Genomic DNA, 14,684 nt, shown 5'->3' on the forward strand with positions numbered 1-14,684 from the left:
GTTGTGGATAAGGTTCTGAACTTCAAACAAGGCCGCGTACCGCTGCTGATCAGCATGCCCCACGCTGGCGTGCGCCTGACGCCTGCGGTCGAAGCCGGGTTGATCCCTGACGCGAAAAGCCTGCCGGACACCGACTGGCACATCCCGCAGCTATACGACTTCGCCGCGGAACTGGGTGCAAGCACCCTGGCGGCCGAGTACTCGCGGTTCGTTATCGACCTTAACCGACCGTCCGACGACAAGCCTTTGTACGTGGGTGCGACCACCGGTCTGTACCCGGCGACGCTGTTCGACGGCATTCCGTTGTTCCGCGAAGGGCTGGAGCCTTCGAAAGAAGAGCGCGCGACTTATCTGGAGCAGATCTGGACGCCGTACCACAGCATCTTGCAGCAGGAACTGGCGCGACTGAAGGCCGAGTTCGGCTATGCGCTGCTGTTCGATGCGCACTCGATCCGCTCGATCATCCCGCACCTGTTCGACGGCAAGTTGCCGGACTTCAATCTCGGCACCTTCAACGGCGCCAGTTGCGATCCACAGCTTGCGACCCGACTGGAAGCGATCTGCGCGCTTCACGACAACTACACCCACGTACTCAACGGGCGCTTCAAGGGCGGGCACATCACTCGCCATTACGGGAATCCGGCCGAGAACATCCACGCGGTGCAACTGGAGTTGGGGCAGTGCACCTACATGGAAGAGTTCGAGCCGTTCCGCTATCGCCCGGATCTGGCGGAACCGACGCGGTTGGTGCTCAAGGAGTTGCTGCAAGGCTTGCTGGCCTGGGGTGAAAAACACTACAAGCGCTAAAGCCTGACGCGTAACCCTGTGGGAGCGAGCTTGCTCGCGATAGCGGTCTGTCTGTTACATCTATGTCGACTGATCCACCGCCATCGCGAGCAAGCTCGCTCCCACAGGTAAGTGTTCATTTTGAAAGTGCGACGTAACAGTCGCCACCGTGCAAAACACGGTCGCCACAGGTCGCTTTTACCGCTCGTCTGCTGCGTAATGTTCTGGCCACGGTGCACAAAGACACCGACCTCACAATAATCGCTGCCGCACGAGATGCTCTCTATGACAAGCACCAAAGGTTTGTTCGCCCGCTGTCTCTCAATCCTCTGCGGCACGGCTCTCCTGAGCACCGGCGCCCTGGCCGCTGACGACGCCTCCTGCAAAACAGTGCGCATGGGCGTGGTCAACTGGACCGATGTGATCGCCACCAGCGGCATGGCCGACGTGTTGCTCAATGGCCTCGGCTACGAAAGCAAACAGACCAGCGCCGTTCAGCAAATCATCTTCGCCGGGATCCGCGACAAGCGCCTGGACATTTTCCTTGGTTACTGGAAACCGGCGATGGACAAAAACATCGCGCCGTTCCTGGCCGCCAATCAAGTCAAAGTCATGGACAAGCCGAGCCTGGCTGACGCCCAGGCCACCCTTGCAGTCCCTGACTATGTAGCAGCGGCGGGCCTGAAGACCTTCTCCGACATCGCCAGATTCAAGGATCAGCTTGGCGGCAAGATCTACGGGATCGAGCCGGGCAGCGGCGCCAACACCACGATCAAGACCATGATCGAAACCAATCACTTCGGCCTGAAGGATTTCAAACTGATCGAGTCCGGTGAAGCCGGCATGCTCGCCGCCGTACAGCGCGCCGTGAATCGCAAGGAGTTCGTGGTGTTCGTCGGTTGGACTCCACACCCGATGAACATCAACATGAAGATCGCCTACCTGACCGGCAGCGAAGACGTGTACGGCCCGAATGAAGGTGCTGCGACCGTTTCCACCGTAACCGCGCCGGATTACGCCCAGCGCTGCCCGAACGTCAATCGACTGCTGGAAAACCTGACCTTCACCGCCGCCCAGGAAAGCCAGTTGATGGTGCCGATCATGGAGCGCCAAACGGCTCAGGATGTCGCGAAAAAATGGCTGCGCGAGCATCCGGAAGATCTCCAGCGCTGGCTGGCGGGTGTCAGCAGTTTTGATGGCAAGGATGGCGTGGCCACGGTTCAGGCCAGTCTGAAGAACTGACACCTTTCCAGATGTTTGCAAAACCTGTGGGAGCGAGCTTGCTCGCGATGGCGCCCTCACATTCAACATCTATGTTGCCTGTCAGTTCGCAATCGCGAGCAAGCTCGCTCCCACAGGTCATAAGTACGTCTTAAAAACCTGAACAGGCTTGCACCAGTCTTATGGCTCCTTATCCGCTCTCTGAACAAATGACGGCATTCGTCGACAAAACCCTGAGTTTCAATAGCACCGACAGCAGTATCACCGGATTGCGCCAGGCCTACAGCGAGATGTGCCGGGCATTCACGCCGCCGCGTCCCGCCGGGTTGTATGTGGTCGATTTCGAGTTGGCGGGGGTTGCCGTTCGTTCGTATCAGCCGCCGGTTTCACCTTCTGCTGGTGGCGTGCCGTGCATCGTTTATCTACATGGCGGTGGCTGGGTGGTGGGGGATCTGGATTCCCACGACTTCATTTGCGCGGAACTGGCCTCGACGCTTGGCGTATTGGTGATCGCCGTCGATTACCGTCTGGCGCCGGAACATCCGTTTCCGGCGGCCTTCGACGATTGCCTCAAAGTCTGGCGAGCACTGCGCACCGGGCCGTTTAAACTTGACCCTGCGCGTACGCTGGTGGCCGGCGACAGTGCCGGTGGCAACCTCGCGGCAGCGTTGTGCCTGGCGCTGCGCGATGCCGGCGAGCCGGTGCCGTGCGCGCAGGTCCTGATCTATCCGGGGTTGGGCGGCGATCACCGGCTGCCGTCGCGCAGTGAGTGCATCGACGCGCCGTTACTCAGCAGCAGTGACGTCGATTGCTATCACTCGCTTTACCTGCAGGGCGCCCGCCATCCGAACGCCTACGCCATGCCATTGCTTGCCACGGATTTCAGCAGACTGCCACCGGCATGGATCGCCGTGGCGCAATTGGACCCGTTGCGTGATGACGGCGTGCTGTATGCCGAGCGACTGAATACTGCCGGCGTTGCTGCCACATTGTACGTCGGCGAGGGTTTGGTCCATGGCTGTTTACGGGCCCGCGGGCAGGTGGCCGAGGTCGATGCGCTGTACGAAACCCTGTTTGGTTATCTTGCGGAAAAACTCTGACTTCGCACGGGCATGCTCATTGACGTAATTCGGGTTTATGATGCCCAACGGCAGAATAATAGAAGTCCCCCCAGGGATGACCTCGACCCCTTACGGAGCGCGCAATGCAGACTTTGTACCCGCAGATCAAACCCCACGCCCGGCACGATCTGGCCGTCGACGAGACCCACACGCTGTATGTCGACGAAAGCGGTTCACCGGAAGGTTTGCCGGTGGTGTTCATCCACGGCGGCCCCGGTGCCGGATGTGATGCCCAGAGTCGGTGCTACTTCGATCCAAATCTTTATCGCATCGTCACCTTCGACCAGCGCGGTTGTGGTCGCTCGACCCCCCACGCCAGCCTGGAAAACAACACCACCTGGGACCTGGTCGCCGACCTCGAGCGGATTCGCCAGCATCTGGGCATCGAAAAATGGGTGCTGTTTGGTGGCTCCTGGGGTTCGACCCTGGCGCTGGCCTACGCGCAAACCCATCCTGAGCGTGTGCATGGCCTGATCCTGCGGGGGATCTTTCTCTGCCGTCCGCAAGAAATCGAATGGTTCTACCAGGCCGGCGCCAGCCGCCTGTTCCCCGATTACTGGCAGGACTACATCGCGCCGATCCCGCTGGACGAGCGCGACGACTTGCTCACCGCGTTCCACAAGCGCCTGGTCGGCAATGACCAGATCGCCCAGATGCACGCAGCCAAGGCCTGGTCCACCTGGGAGGGCCGCACCGCGACCCTGCGCCCTAACCCTCTGGTAGTCGACCGTTTCTCCGAGCCTCAACGTGCGTTGTCGATTGCCCGCATCGAATGCCACTACTTCAGCAACCACGCCTTCCTGGAGCAGAATCAGCTGATCCGCGACATGGGCAAGATCGCCCATTTGCCCGGCGTGATCATTCATGGTCGCTACGACGTGATCTGCCCGCTGGATAACGCCTGGGAATTGCATCAAGCCTGGCCGAACAGCGAACTGCAGGTCATCCGTGATGCCGGTCATGCCGCTTCCGAGCCTGGCATCACCGACGCACTGGTACGCGCCGCCAATCAGATGGCCCGGCGTCTGCTCGACCTGCCGCCTGAAGAAGCATGAAGGGCCTGTTGCAGCGGGTGCGCGGCGCGCGGGTCGAGGTCGCGGGCGAGATCGTGGGTGCCGTCGATCAGGGATTGCTGGTCCTGGTAGCCGTCGAGCCCGACGATACGCGGGCCAGCGCTGACAAACTCCTTAATAAGCTGCTTAACTATCGGGTATTCAGTGACGCTGAGGGCAAGATGAATCTGTCCTTGGCGGATGTGGGCGGTGGGCTGCTGCTGGTCTCTCAGTTCACCCTGGCTGCCGATACAAAAAACGGGCTGCGTCCGAGTTTCTCGACCGCGGCCCCTCCGGCGTTGGGCGAGGAGCTGTTCGACTATCTATTAAGCAAAGCGAAACAGGTGCATGGCACTGTGGCATCAGGTAGATTCGGCGCGGATATGCAGGTGCACCTGGTCAATGATGGCCCGGTAACCTTCCTGTTACAGACCTGAAAGCGCTTGAAACAAGTTTTTACGTTCATTTCGGCTGAAAACAGGGCTTTTTCGCGATAAATACTTTGTTACCCCTGATGCGTTGTAACGCGGCCTACTAGATAATCCCGCGCTACGGGGATCAGCGTTCGTTGGTCCATTTTGACTTAGGTAGAGACTTGTCCGGATCCGATTGGGGAATCATTTCGCCACAGCGGAGTCGGAACAATGCTCGCCAACTTGGCAAGAGTGGTTTGCAAGGGCGGTTTTTTCATACCGTACACCGTGCAGGCCCTTTAACTGGCCGTTGGTTTTTTGATCTGTTTTCGGCGAGGGTTGCTCGTGATTGTTAGTCCCTGTAACGCACCAAAATTGTCTGCCAAACGGTTACGCAGCGCCCTGGTAGCGGGCTCTGCACTGCTCTGCCTGCTCAGCGCCGGTCAGCTTTGGGCATTCAGTCTGGATGATGTATCGGTCAAGGCAAAAGAACTGGCCGCGCAGAAATTCGAAGCGCCGCGCAGTAACCTGCCGAACGAGTTCCGCGACATGAAATTCGCGGACTATCAGAAAATTCGTTTTCTGACGGAAAAAGCCGAGTGGGCTGACCAGAAGACGCCGTTCAAGCTGTCCTTCTATCACCAGGGCATGCATTTCGATACGCCGGTGAAAATCAACGAAATCACCGCGAACACCGTCGAAGAGATCAAATACGATCCGAGTCGTTTCGACTTCGGCGATATGAAGTTCGATCCAAAGGCCACCGAACAACTGGGTTATGCCGGTTTCCGTGTGCTGTACCCGATCAACAAGGCCGACAAGCAAGACGAAATCATGACCATGCTTGGCGCGAGCTACTTCCGCGTCGTCGGCAAGGGTCATGTCTATGGTTTGTCCGCTCGCGGCATGGCGCTTGATACCGCATTGCCGTCCGGCGAAGAATTCCCGCGTTTCCGCGAGTTCTGGATTCAGCAGCCCAAGCCAGGCGACAAGCACCTGGTGATCTTCGCCCTGCTGGATTCTCCTCGTGCCACCGGCGCCTACCGCCTGACCCTGCGTCCGGGCAGCGACACCATCGTCGACGTCAAGGCGCAGATGTTCCTGCGTGACAAGGTCGGCAAACTGGGCATCGCCCCGTTGACCAGCATGTTCCTGTTCGGCGCCAACCAACCGTCGAAAGTACTGAACTACCGTCGCGAGCTGCACGATTCCAGCGGCCTGGCGATCCATGCCGGCAACGGCGAGTGGATCTGGCGTCCGCTGAACAATCCGAAGCACCTGGCCGTGAGCAACTTCAGCGTTGAAAACCCGCGTGGCTTCGGTCTGCTGCAACGTGGCCGCGACTTCAGCCACTACGAAGACCTCGACGACCGCTACGACAAGCGCCCAAGTGCCTGGATCGAGCCGAAGGGTGACTGGGGCAAGGGCACGGTCGACCTGGTCGAGATTCCGACCGCCGATGAAACCAACGACAACATCGTTGCTTTCTGGAATCCGGAAAAATTGCCGGAACCTGGCCAGCCGCTCGATGTCGCTTATCGTATGCACTGGACCATGGATGAAGCCTCGATTCACGCGCCGGACAGCGCCTGGGTCAAACAAACCCTGCGCTCCACTGGTGACGTCAAACAGTCCAACCTGATTCGTCAGCCGGACGGCAGCGTTGCCTACCTGGTGGACTTTGAAGGCCCGTCCCTGGCGGCTTTGCCGGCCGAAGCGGACGTTCGCAGCCAGGTCAGCGTCGGCGACAACGCCGAGCTGGTGGAAAACAGCGTTCGCTATAATCCTGAAACCAAAGGCTGGCGCCTGACCCTGCGGATGAAGATCAAGGATCCGAGCAAGTCCACCGAGATGCGTGCCGCGCTGGTGCAGAACATCGTGCCGGCGGACCTGGCCAAGACTTCGATTCCGTCGTCGAACTCGTCGGTTGCCAAGGCCGACAAGGTTGCCGCCAAGCAACAAGAGAAAGCTGACAAGGAAGCCAGGCAAGCGGAGGCCAAGCAGGCCGAAGCCAAGCCTGTTGCAGATGCCAAGGACAAGGCCAATAAAGACGCCAAGCAGCCTGTCGCTGCCGACGCGGCCCCAGCCACACCGGAATCGGCCCCGACTGAAGAAGTCCTGACCGAGACCTGGAGCTATCAGTTGCCTGCCGATGAGTAACTCTCAAGTACGGCCAGAAACTCTTTCCGAGTATCTGGCGCATCTGCCGATGACCGACCAGCAGCGCGCGGAACTCGCGGGCTGCAGGTCTTTCAGTGAACTGCATGAGCGTCTGTCGTCCTCGACTTTCGACGCGCCAGCCGAGGCCGCCCAGGCTTCGGTCGGCAAGCGCTTGACCCTGAGCACTGCCGAAGAATTGCAGGACGCCGAAATGCTGGTGCTCGACGCCAGCGGTCGCGTCTGCCTTAAGGCGACCCCACCGATTCGTCGGACCAAAGTCGTGCCGGAGCCGTGGCGCACCAATATTCTGGTGCGCGGCTGGCGGCGTCTGACCGGTCGCACCAATCCGCCGAAGCCGCCGAAAGACGAGAACGTGTTGCCGGCCGCGCGCTGGCGCACCGTCGGTTCGATCCGCCGCTACATTCTGCTGGTACTGATGCTCGGTCAGACCATCGTCGCCGGCTGGTTCATGAAAGGCCTCATGCCTTACCAGGGCTGGTCATTCGTCGACCTCGACGAAGTGTTGCACCAACCGTTACTGCAAACCGCCACCCAAGTGCTGCCATATGCATTGCAGACCAGCATCCTGATCCTGTTCGGGATTCTGTTCTGCTGGGTTTCGGCCGGTTTCTGGACCGCGTTGATGGGCTTTCTCGAGTTGCTAACCGGGCACGATAAATACCGCATCTCCGGTAAAAGTGCTGGTAACGAGCCGATTCCAAAGGATGCGCGCACCGCGCTGGTGATGCCAATCTGCAACGAAGACGTGCCTCGGGTATTCGCCGGTCTGCGTGCAACGTTCGAATCGGTCGCGGCCACGGGTGACCTGGACCGCTTCGACTTCTTCGTCCTCAGCGACAGTAACGACGCCGATATCTGCGTCGCCGAGCAACAGGCCTGGCTGGATGTCTGCCGCGAAGCCGGGGGCTTCGGCAAGATTTTCTATCGCCGCCGTCGTCGTCGCGTAAAACGTAAAAGCGGCAACCTCGACGACTTCTGCCGTCGTTGGGGCGGTGACTACAAGTACATGGTCGTACTCGACGCCGACTCCGTGATGAGCGGTGAGTGCCTGACCAGTCTGGTACGCCTGATGGAAGCCACGCCGGACGCCGGGATCATCCAGACCGCGCCGCGTGCGTCGGGCATGGACACCCTTTATGCTCGCATGCAGCAGTTCGCCACCCGCGTGTACGGTCCGCTGTTCACCGCCGGCCTGCACTTCTGGCAGTTGGGCGAATCGCACTACTGGGGCCACAACGCGATCATCCGCATGAAGCCGTTCATCGAGCACTGCGCCCTGGCGCCATTGCCCGGTAAAGGCGCATTCGCCGGTGCGATCCTGTCCCACGACTTCGTCGAAGCCGCGCTCATGCGTCGTGCCGGTTGGGGCGTGTGGATTGCCTACGATTTGCCGGGCAGCTATGAAGAACTGCCGCCGAACCTGCTGGACGAACTCAAGCGCGACCGTCGCTGGTGCCACGGCAACCTGATGAACTTCCGCCTTTTCCTGGTCAAGGGCATGCACCCGGTGCACCGCGCGGTGTTCCTGACCGGCGTGATGTCCTACCTGTCGGCGCCGTTGTGGTTCTTCTTCCTGGTGCTGTCGACCGCGCTGCTGGCGGTCAACACGCTGATGGAACCGCAATACTTCCTCGAACCGCGTCAGCTCTATCCGCTGTGGCCACAATGGCATCCGGACAAGGCGATCGCGCTGTTCTCGACCACCATCGTGCTGCTGTTCCTGCCGAAGCTGTTGAGCATCATCCTGATCTGGGCCAAGGGTGCGAAAGAGTTCGGCGGCAAGTTCAAGGTGACCCTGTCGATGCTCCTGGAGATGCTGTTCTCCATGCTGCTGGCGCCGGTACGGATGATTTTCCACACCCGTTTCGTACTGGCCGCGTTCCTCGGCTGGGCCGCAACGTGGAATTCCCCGCAGCGTGACGACGACTCCACACCATGGAGCGAGGCGGTCAAGCGCCACGGTCCGCAAACCTTGCTGGGCTTCTTCTGGGCCTTGCTGGTGATCTGGTTGAACCCGAGCTTCCTGTGGTGGCTGGTGCCGATCGTCGGTTCGTTGATGCTGTCGATCCCGGTGTCGGTGATCTCCAGTCGTGTCGGCCTGGGCCTGAAGTCCCGTGACGAGAACCTGTTCCTGATCCCTGAGGAATACAATCCGCCGCAGGCACTGCTGGCGACCGACCAGTACACCCACGAAAACCGCTGGCACGCGCTGAACGACGGCTTCGTCCGCTCGGTGGTCGATCCACAGCAAAACGCCCTGGCGTGCTCGTTGGCGACTTCCCGGCACAATCAGTCCGAGCCGATCGAATGGCTGCGGATCGAACGGGTACGGCATGCAATGAAAGTCGGGCCCGAAGGCCTGACCAACAACGAGCGTGTGCAGTTGTTGAGCGATCCGGTAGCTCTGGCCCGCCTGCATGAGCAGGTTTGGAGCGAGGGCCATCCAGAGTGGCTGGGCGCGTGGCGCAAGTCGGTGAAGGCCGATCCTCACGCGCCGCTGCTGCCGCTCAAGCCGTTGAGTGTGCAGCCTCAGATGGCGTAATAAAAAACCCCGCGAAAGCGGGGTTTTTTATGGTTTGAAGTTTGTTCTTGAGCTTGCACCAGATTCTGTAACGGCAGCGTCTGGTCGATCGCTTTTACTTTGGCGTTCATGCGATTAGCGCAACACTGTCGAGCCCTGTGGGAGCGGGCTTGCCCGCGAAGGCATCACCTCGGTCTTTAGTAGGCCGAGGCATACGGATCACCTCAAACCCTGAACTTGCCCACCAACATCTGCAAATGCGTCCCCAACCGCGCCAGCTCAACACTGGACGCTGCCGTCTCTTCACTCGCCGCCGACGTCTGATCCGACACATCCCGCACATTCAGCACGCTGCGGTTGATCTCCTCCGCCACGGCGCTTTGCTGTTCGGCAGCCGCGGCGATCTGCTGGTTCATCGCCTGGATCGCCGACACCGTGCGGGTGATGCTTTCCAGTGAACCGCCGGCACGGCGGGTCAGTTCGACGCTGCTGTCGGTCAGGGTGCGGCTGTTGTCCATGATGGTCGCCACCTGCTGAGTGCCGTTTTGCAGGCCGACGATCAGCTCTTCGATCTCTTCGGTGGACTTCTGTGTGCGCTGGGCCAGGCTGCGGACTTCGTCGGCGACCACGGCAAAACCGCGCCCGGCCTCACCGGCACGGGCGGCTTCAATCGCGGCGTTGAGGGCCAGCAGGTTGGTTTGCTGGGCCACGGACTTGATCACGTCGAGCACGCTGCCGATCTTGTCGCTTTCGCGCTTGAGTTCGCCCATGGCCTCGGTGGAGTGACCGACTTCCGCGGCCAGGCGTTCGATCTGGGCGATGGCTTCGCCGACGACTTTGTCGCCCTCCCGGGCCTGCTGATCGGCGGCGACGGCGGCTTCGGAGGCTTCTTCGGCGTTGCGCGCAACTTCCTGCACGGTGGCGGCCATTTCGTTCATGGCGGTTGCGACCTGATCGGTTTCGACCTTCTGACTGTTGACCCCGGCGCTGGTCTGTTCGGTGACGGCAGACAGCTCTTCAGCGGCGCTGGCGATCTGCGTGACGCCATCGCTGATGCCGCCGATCAGTTCGCGCAGACCTTGGGTCATGCTTTGCATGGCCCGCTGCAACTGGCCGAGTTCGTCGCGGCGCTGCGATGTCAGGTTGTGCGTCAGGTCGCCACTGGCGACGCGCTGGGCCACGATCAGGGTCTGGTTCAATGGAATGATGATCTGTCGGGTGATCGCCCAGGCGGCCAGCAGGCCGAAGGCGATGGCCAGCACGGTGGCGAGGGTCAGCATGTTCTTGGCATGGGCGGCGTCGGTGTCACGCACGACGGTTTGCGAGACGGTGAGTTTCTGGCTCATGTCCAACAGGATGTCGCCTTGGGTGGACATGCGTACCAGGGCCTTGGCGCTGGCCACCTGGGAGTCGCGGAACTGGCTGACGGCGGCGCGATAGGCCTTCAGCGAGTCAGTTGCCTGTTGCAGGTTGGCGATGTGTTCTTCGGGCAGTTTGGTCGGCAAACTCTCGAGGTTCTTCAGGGCGTTGTCGATCGCGTCGAGGGCTGGCTGTTCGGCTTCGCTCTTGCCGCTGTAGGTGTAGCCGCGAACCTGGAAGCGCGCCTGCTGGATCAGTTTGCTCAGGTCGATCACGCTGTTGAACGCCGCTACGCTGTCACCTTGCAGCATGGATTTTTCCACTTCGGCGACGCGGGCCACGGCATTGTCGGCAGTGGCGCCGAGTTTGCTGCGGGCGTCTTCACGCTGGGCGCCGGCCTGGGTCATGTCGTTGAAGGCGCGGCGGTATTCGGCGACAGCGGCCAGTTGTTGATCGACCATGGCCGTATCGGCCGGTTGCTCGATCAGGCCACGGGCGGTCTGCAGGCCGCTTTCGAGCTTGCCCAACAGATCGTTGACGGCGCCGGGACCTTGTTCGCCGCGACGCATCTCGTAACCCAGGCGTGCAATGCGCAGGTCCTTGGTCAGGTCGTTGAGACTGGCGATGAACCCCAGTTTATCGCCGCGGCTGGTCACGCCGCTCAGGCCGCTCCAGCCGGTGAAGGTGATCAGCAGGGTCAGCAGCAGCACCAAACCGAAGCCGATCCCCAGCTTGCGTTTGACGCTGACGTTACCCAGATTCTCGGCTAGCCATTGATACATGCTGAAACTCCCCGGACCACAAATTGGTTTTATGGGGGGTGTATCGGCAGGAGGGCTGGATTCTGTAGGTGACTCCCGATGTACGGGTAAGTGAACATCTGTGGCAAATGTTGACCTGTGGGAGCGAGCTTGCTCGCGATGGCGTTGTTTCAGGCAACACGGATGTCGACTGTTACTCCGCTATCGCGAGCAAGCTCGCTCCGACAGGGACAGTGTCTGGATTTAAAAGAGGTGTGCCAGCAGCGCGGTCACGGCGGTTTCGACGCGAAGGATGCGCTCGCCCAGTTGCACCGGTTGCAGACCGGATTTGCCCAGCAGGTCGATCTCGTAGGGAATCCAGCCACCCTCGGGGCCGATGGCCAGGGTCACCGGTTCGCTGAGTGCGCGAGGGCAGGGCGGGTAATTGCCCGGATGCCCCACCAGGCCGAGGGTGCCTTCGGTCATCGCGGGCAGACGGTCTTCGACGAAGGGCTTGAAGCGCTTCTCGATCACGACTTCCGGCAACACGCTATCCCGCGCCTGTTCCAGGCCGAGGATTAACTGCTCGCGAATCGCCTCTGGCTCCAGGAACGGGGTCTGCCAGAAGCTCTTCTCGACGCGATAGCTGTTGACCAGCACGACCCGTGGCACACCCATGGCCGCCACGGTCTGGAACACCCTGCGCAGCATCTTGGGCCGTGGCAGGGCCAATACCAGGGTCAATGGCAGCTTGGCCGGTGGTGGCTGGTCGAGGGTGACGCGCAATTCCGCTTCGTCGGCGTCCAGGCGCAGCACTTCGGCCGAACCCATCAAACCGCCGATTCGCCCGACGCGCATGCTGTCACCGACTTCGCAGCGGTGGACTTCCTGCATGTGGGTCAACCGGCGATCACGCAGGATCGCGCGGTCGGCCGCAATGAAATCGGCCTCTTCGAGGAGCAGCAGGTTCACGCTTGGGTCGCTGGCGGCTGGTCGTTGTGATCGTCAGCCGGTTGGTCTTCCGGATGGTCGCCGCGCTTGCTGATCAGGCTGCCGAACAGGATGCCGACCTCGAACAACAGCCACATCGGAACGGCCAGCAGGGTCTGCGAGAAGATGTCCGGCGGCGTCAGGATCATGCCGACCACGAAGCAGCCGATGATCACGTACGGACGGATTTTCTTCAGGTATTTGACATCGACCACGCCGATCCACACCAGCAGCACCACGGCCACCGGAATCTCGAACGCTACGCCAAAGGCGAAGAACAACGTCATGACGAAATCGAGGTAACTGGTGATGTCGGTCATCATTTCCACGCCGGCCGGGGTGGCGGCAGCGAAGAACTTGAAGATCAGCGGGAACACCAGGAAATAGGCGAAGGCCATGCCGGCGTAGAACAGAAAGATGCTGGAGACCAGCAAGGGCACGGCGATGCGCTTTTCATGCTTGTACAGGCCGGGGGCGATGAAACCCCAGATCTGGTGCAGGATCACCGGAATGGCCAGGAACAGCGAGACCATCATCGTCAGCTTCAGTGGCGTCAGGAACGGCGACGACACGTCAGTGGCAATCATCGTCGCGCCAGCGGGCAGGTACGCGCGCAGCGGTGTGGAGACGAAGGTGTAGATCTGCTGGGTGAAGGCGAACAGCCCGGCAAAGATGATGAAGATCGCCGCTACGCAGCGCAGCAGGCGGGTACGCAACTCGGTGAGGTGCGAAACCAGCGGCATGTGCTGGTCGTTTTCAGGGAGATCGCTCATGGGGCTCGCGGCGGCAAAGTGGTGTCATTGGGCGCTGGCGTTGTCGGCGCGGCGGCTGGAGCAACGGGTTCAACCGGCATCGCTGCCACAACAGGCGCAGGTTCCGCCGTCGGAGCAGGTGTCGGGTCGACAGCCGCGGCAGGCGCAAGAATCGTCTGCGTACCCACATGTTCCACCGGCGTCGGCTCCTGCTGGGTCGGCGTGAAGATTTTCCGCGCCTCCTGCTCAAGCGAAAGGATGTGCTCGTTGTGCAGTTGCCGACGAATCTCGTCGGCACCGATTTCACGTTCAACTTCCTGTTTGATTGCGTTGAAGCTGCGCTTCAGGCGCCCGACCCACAGGCCGGCGGTGCGCGCAGCGCCCGGCAAGCGCTCGGGACCCAGCACCAGCAGGGCGACGAGGCCGACGAGCAGCAGTTCAGAGAAGCTGATACCAAACATTAGTCAGTGCTCACACGTCTTTGCGGATCGGCTCTTCGACTTTCTGTGCCTGCACGTCGATGGTGTGCGGCTGGTTCACGGATGCCTGTGGCTGAACCGGAGGAACCGGTTGGGCCGGGGTCGCGTTCGGGTCGGCCGGTTTTTCATCGTCGTTCATGGCTTTGCGGAAGCCCTTGATCGACTCGCCGACGTCAGTGCCGAGGTTTTTCAGTTTCTTGGTGCCGAACACCAGTACCACGACAACCAGGATGACGACCCAGTGTTTCCAGTCAAAAATGCCCATGCTGCTGCTCCTCTCTAATAGTTATTCAGGCGGACGGGCGCGAGGCTTTCTCGGCGTGTCCGGAGAGACCGAAACGACGGTCCAGTTCATCGAGTACAGCCTGTGGATGCTGCCCCAATTGGGCGAGCATGACCATGCTGTGGAACCACAGGTCGGCGGTTTCGTAGATCACATCGCTGCAGTCGCCGCTGACGGCGGCGTCCTTGGCGGCGATGATGGTTTCGACCGACTCTTCGCCGACTTTTTCCAGAATCTTGTTCAAGCCCTTGTGGTACAGGCTGGCGACATACGAGCTGTCGGCGGCGGCGCCTTTGCGCTCCTCCAGTACCTCGGCGAGGCGGGTGAGAGTGTCACTCATGTTTGTGCCCTGCGGAATAGATGGCGTGCGGATCTTTCAGGACCGGGTCGACGGTTGTCCAGTCGCCGTTCTCATAGACGCGGTAGAAGCAGCTCTGGCGGCCGGTATGACAGGCGATGTCGCCGATCTGCTCGACCATCAGGATGATGACGTCGGCGTCGCAGTCCAGGCGCATCTCGTGCAGGGTTTGCACATGGCCGGACTCTTCGCCCTTGCGCCACAGCTTGCCACGGGAACGTGACCAGTAAATGGCACGGTTCTCGGCAGCGGTCAGTTCCAGTGCTTCGCGGTTCATCCAGGCCATCATCAGGACGCGCCCGGTCTTGTGATCCTGGGCAATGGCCGGCACCAGGCCGTCAGCGTCCCACTTGATCTCGTCCAGCCAGTTTTTCATCTTCGACTCCGACAGCGGGCTCGACACTTCAATAGCCGAGCTCAGGCGTTCA

General features: G+C 60.8%; 15 protein-coding genes and 1 pseudogene. 7 read left to right on the forward strand and 9 right to left on the reverse strand.

Annotated elements, in window-relative coordinates:
* The first annotated feature begins 3 nt into the window (after nt 1–3).
* From hutG to mdoH, 7 genes are all read left to right on the forward strand, one after another.
* Nucleotides 4–807: an N-formylglutamate deformylase gene (gene hutG, locus ABIE16_RS20605; RefSeq protein WP_429521823.1), complete on the forward strand. Its 804-nt coding sequence runs from the start codon at nt 4–6 to the stop codon at nt 805–807.
* A 264-nt stretch (nt 808–1,071) separates the two neighbouring features.
* Nucleotides 1,072–2,028, forward strand: coding sequence for a choline ABC transporter substrate-binding protein (locus ABIE16_RS20610; RefSeq protein ID WP_218495262.1), 957 nt, complete (start codon nt 1,072–1,074; stop codon nt 2,026–2,028).
* Between the two features lie 161 nt (nt 2,029–2,189).
* Complete coding sequence (locus ABIE16_RS20615) at nt 2,190–3,107, forward strand: alpha/beta hydrolase (RefSeq protein WP_429521824.1); 918 nt, start codon at nt 2,190–2,192, stop codon at nt 3,105–3,107.
* A 104-nt stretch (nt 3,108–3,211) separates the two neighbouring features.
* The gene (gene pip / locus ABIE16_RS20620) at nt 3,212–4,183 is read left to right on the forward strand and encodes a prolyl aminopeptidase (RefSeq protein ID WP_429521825.1); all 972 of its coding nucleotides are present in this window, start codon (nt 3,212–3,214) and stop codon (nt 4,181–4,183) included.
* Complete coding sequence (gene dtd / locus ABIE16_RS20625; protein ID WP_057712378.1) at nt 4,180–4,617, forward strand: D-aminoacyl-tRNA deacylase; 438 nt, start codon at nt 4,180–4,182, stop codon at nt 4,615–4,617. The genes pip and dtd overlap by 4 nt, the downstream gene beginning before the upstream one ends.
* A 321-nt stretch (nt 4,618–4,938) precedes the next feature.
* Nucleotides 4,939–6,753: a glucan biosynthesis protein G gene (locus tag ABIE16_RS20630; RefSeq protein WP_090452641.1), complete on the forward strand. Its 1,815-nt coding sequence runs from the start codon at nt 4,939–4,941 to the stop codon at nt 6,751–6,753.
* Nucleotides 6,746–9,316, forward strand: a complete 2,571-nt coding sequence (gene mdoH / locus ABIE16_RS20635) for a glucans biosynthesis glucosyltransferase MdoH (RefSeq protein ID WP_150811978.1) — start codon at nt 6,746–6,748, stop codon at nt 9,314–9,316. The genes ABIE16_RS20630 and mdoH overlap by 8 nt, the downstream gene beginning before the upstream one ends.
* Here the strand turns inward: mdoH and ABIE16_RS20640 are convergent.
* The 9 genes and pseudogenes from ABIE16_RS20640 to hisI form a co-directional block, all read right to left on the reverse strand.
* Nucleotides 9,304–9,426, reverse strand: a complete 123-nt coding sequence (locus tag ABIE16_RS20640) for a hypothetical protein (RefSeq protein WP_429521826.1) — start codon at nt 9,424–9,426, stop codon at nt 9,304–9,306. The two genes, mdoH and ABIE16_RS20640, sit on opposite strands and share 13 nt — an antisense overlap.
* Before the next feature lie 93 nt (nt 9,427–9,519).
* Nucleotides 9,520–10,392, reverse strand: coding sequence for a methyl-accepting chemotaxis protein (locus ABIE16_RS20645; RefSeq protein ID WP_371918066.1), 873 nt, complete (start codon nt 10,390–10,392; stop codon nt 9,520–9,522).
* A pseudogene (locus ABIE16_RS20650) lies at nt 10,375–11,436 on the reverse strand (methyl-accepting chemotaxis protein); the annotation flags it as partial. The gene ABIE16_RS20645 and the pseudogene ABIE16_RS20650, both read right to left, overlap by 18 nt.
* A 222-nt stretch (nt 11,437–11,658) precedes the next feature.
* On the reverse strand, nt 11,659–12,366 hold the full coding sequence (locus ABIE16_RS20655; RefSeq protein WP_429521827.1) for a 16S rRNA (uracil(1498)-N(3))-methyltransferase: 708 nt from the start codon (nt 12,364–12,366) through the stop codon (nt 11,659–11,661).
* Nucleotides 12,363–13,157, reverse strand: a complete 795-nt coding sequence (gene tatC, locus ABIE16_RS20660) for a twin-arginine translocase subunit TatC (protein WP_429521828.1) — start codon at nt 13,155–13,157, stop codon at nt 12,363–12,365. Before tatC ends, ABIE16_RS20655 begins: the two co-directional genes overlap by 4 nt.
* Nucleotides 13,154–13,597: a Sec-independent protein translocase protein TatB gene (tatB, locus tag ABIE16_RS20665; RefSeq protein ID WP_150811974.1), complete on the reverse strand. Its 444-nt coding sequence runs from the start codon at nt 13,595–13,597 to the stop codon at nt 13,154–13,156. Before tatB ends, tatC begins: the two co-directional genes overlap by 4 nt.
* A gap of 10 nt (nt 13,598–13,607) precedes the next feature.
* The gene (locus ABIE16_RS20670) at nt 13,608–13,880 is read right to left on the reverse strand and encodes a twin-arginine translocase TatA/TatE family subunit (protein ID WP_057712370.1); all 273 of its coding nucleotides are present in this window, start codon (nt 13,878–13,880) and stop codon (nt 13,608–13,610) included.
* Nucleotides 13,881–13,905: 25 nt separating this feature from the next.
* Nucleotides 13,906–14,238 (reverse strand): phosphoribosyl-ATP diphosphatase, encoded by a 333-nt coding sequence (locus ABIE16_RS20675; protein WP_007975564.1) that lies wholly within the window; start codon nt 14,236–14,238, stop codon nt 13,906–13,908.
* Nucleotides 14,231–14,632, reverse strand: coding sequence for a phosphoribosyl-AMP cyclohydrolase (hisI, locus tag ABIE16_RS20680; protein WP_007989281.1), 402 nt, complete (start codon nt 14,630–14,632; stop codon nt 14,231–14,233). Before hisI ends, ABIE16_RS20675 begins: the two co-directional genes overlap by 8 nt.
* Between the last annotated feature and the right edge of the window lie 52 nt (nt 14,633–14,684).

This window comes from Pseudomonas sp. 2725 (genome assembly GCF_050434585.1).
Lineage (GTDB): Bacteria > Pseudomonadota > Gammaproteobacteria > Pseudomonadales > Pseudomonadaceae > Aquipseudomonas > Aquipseudomonas jessenii.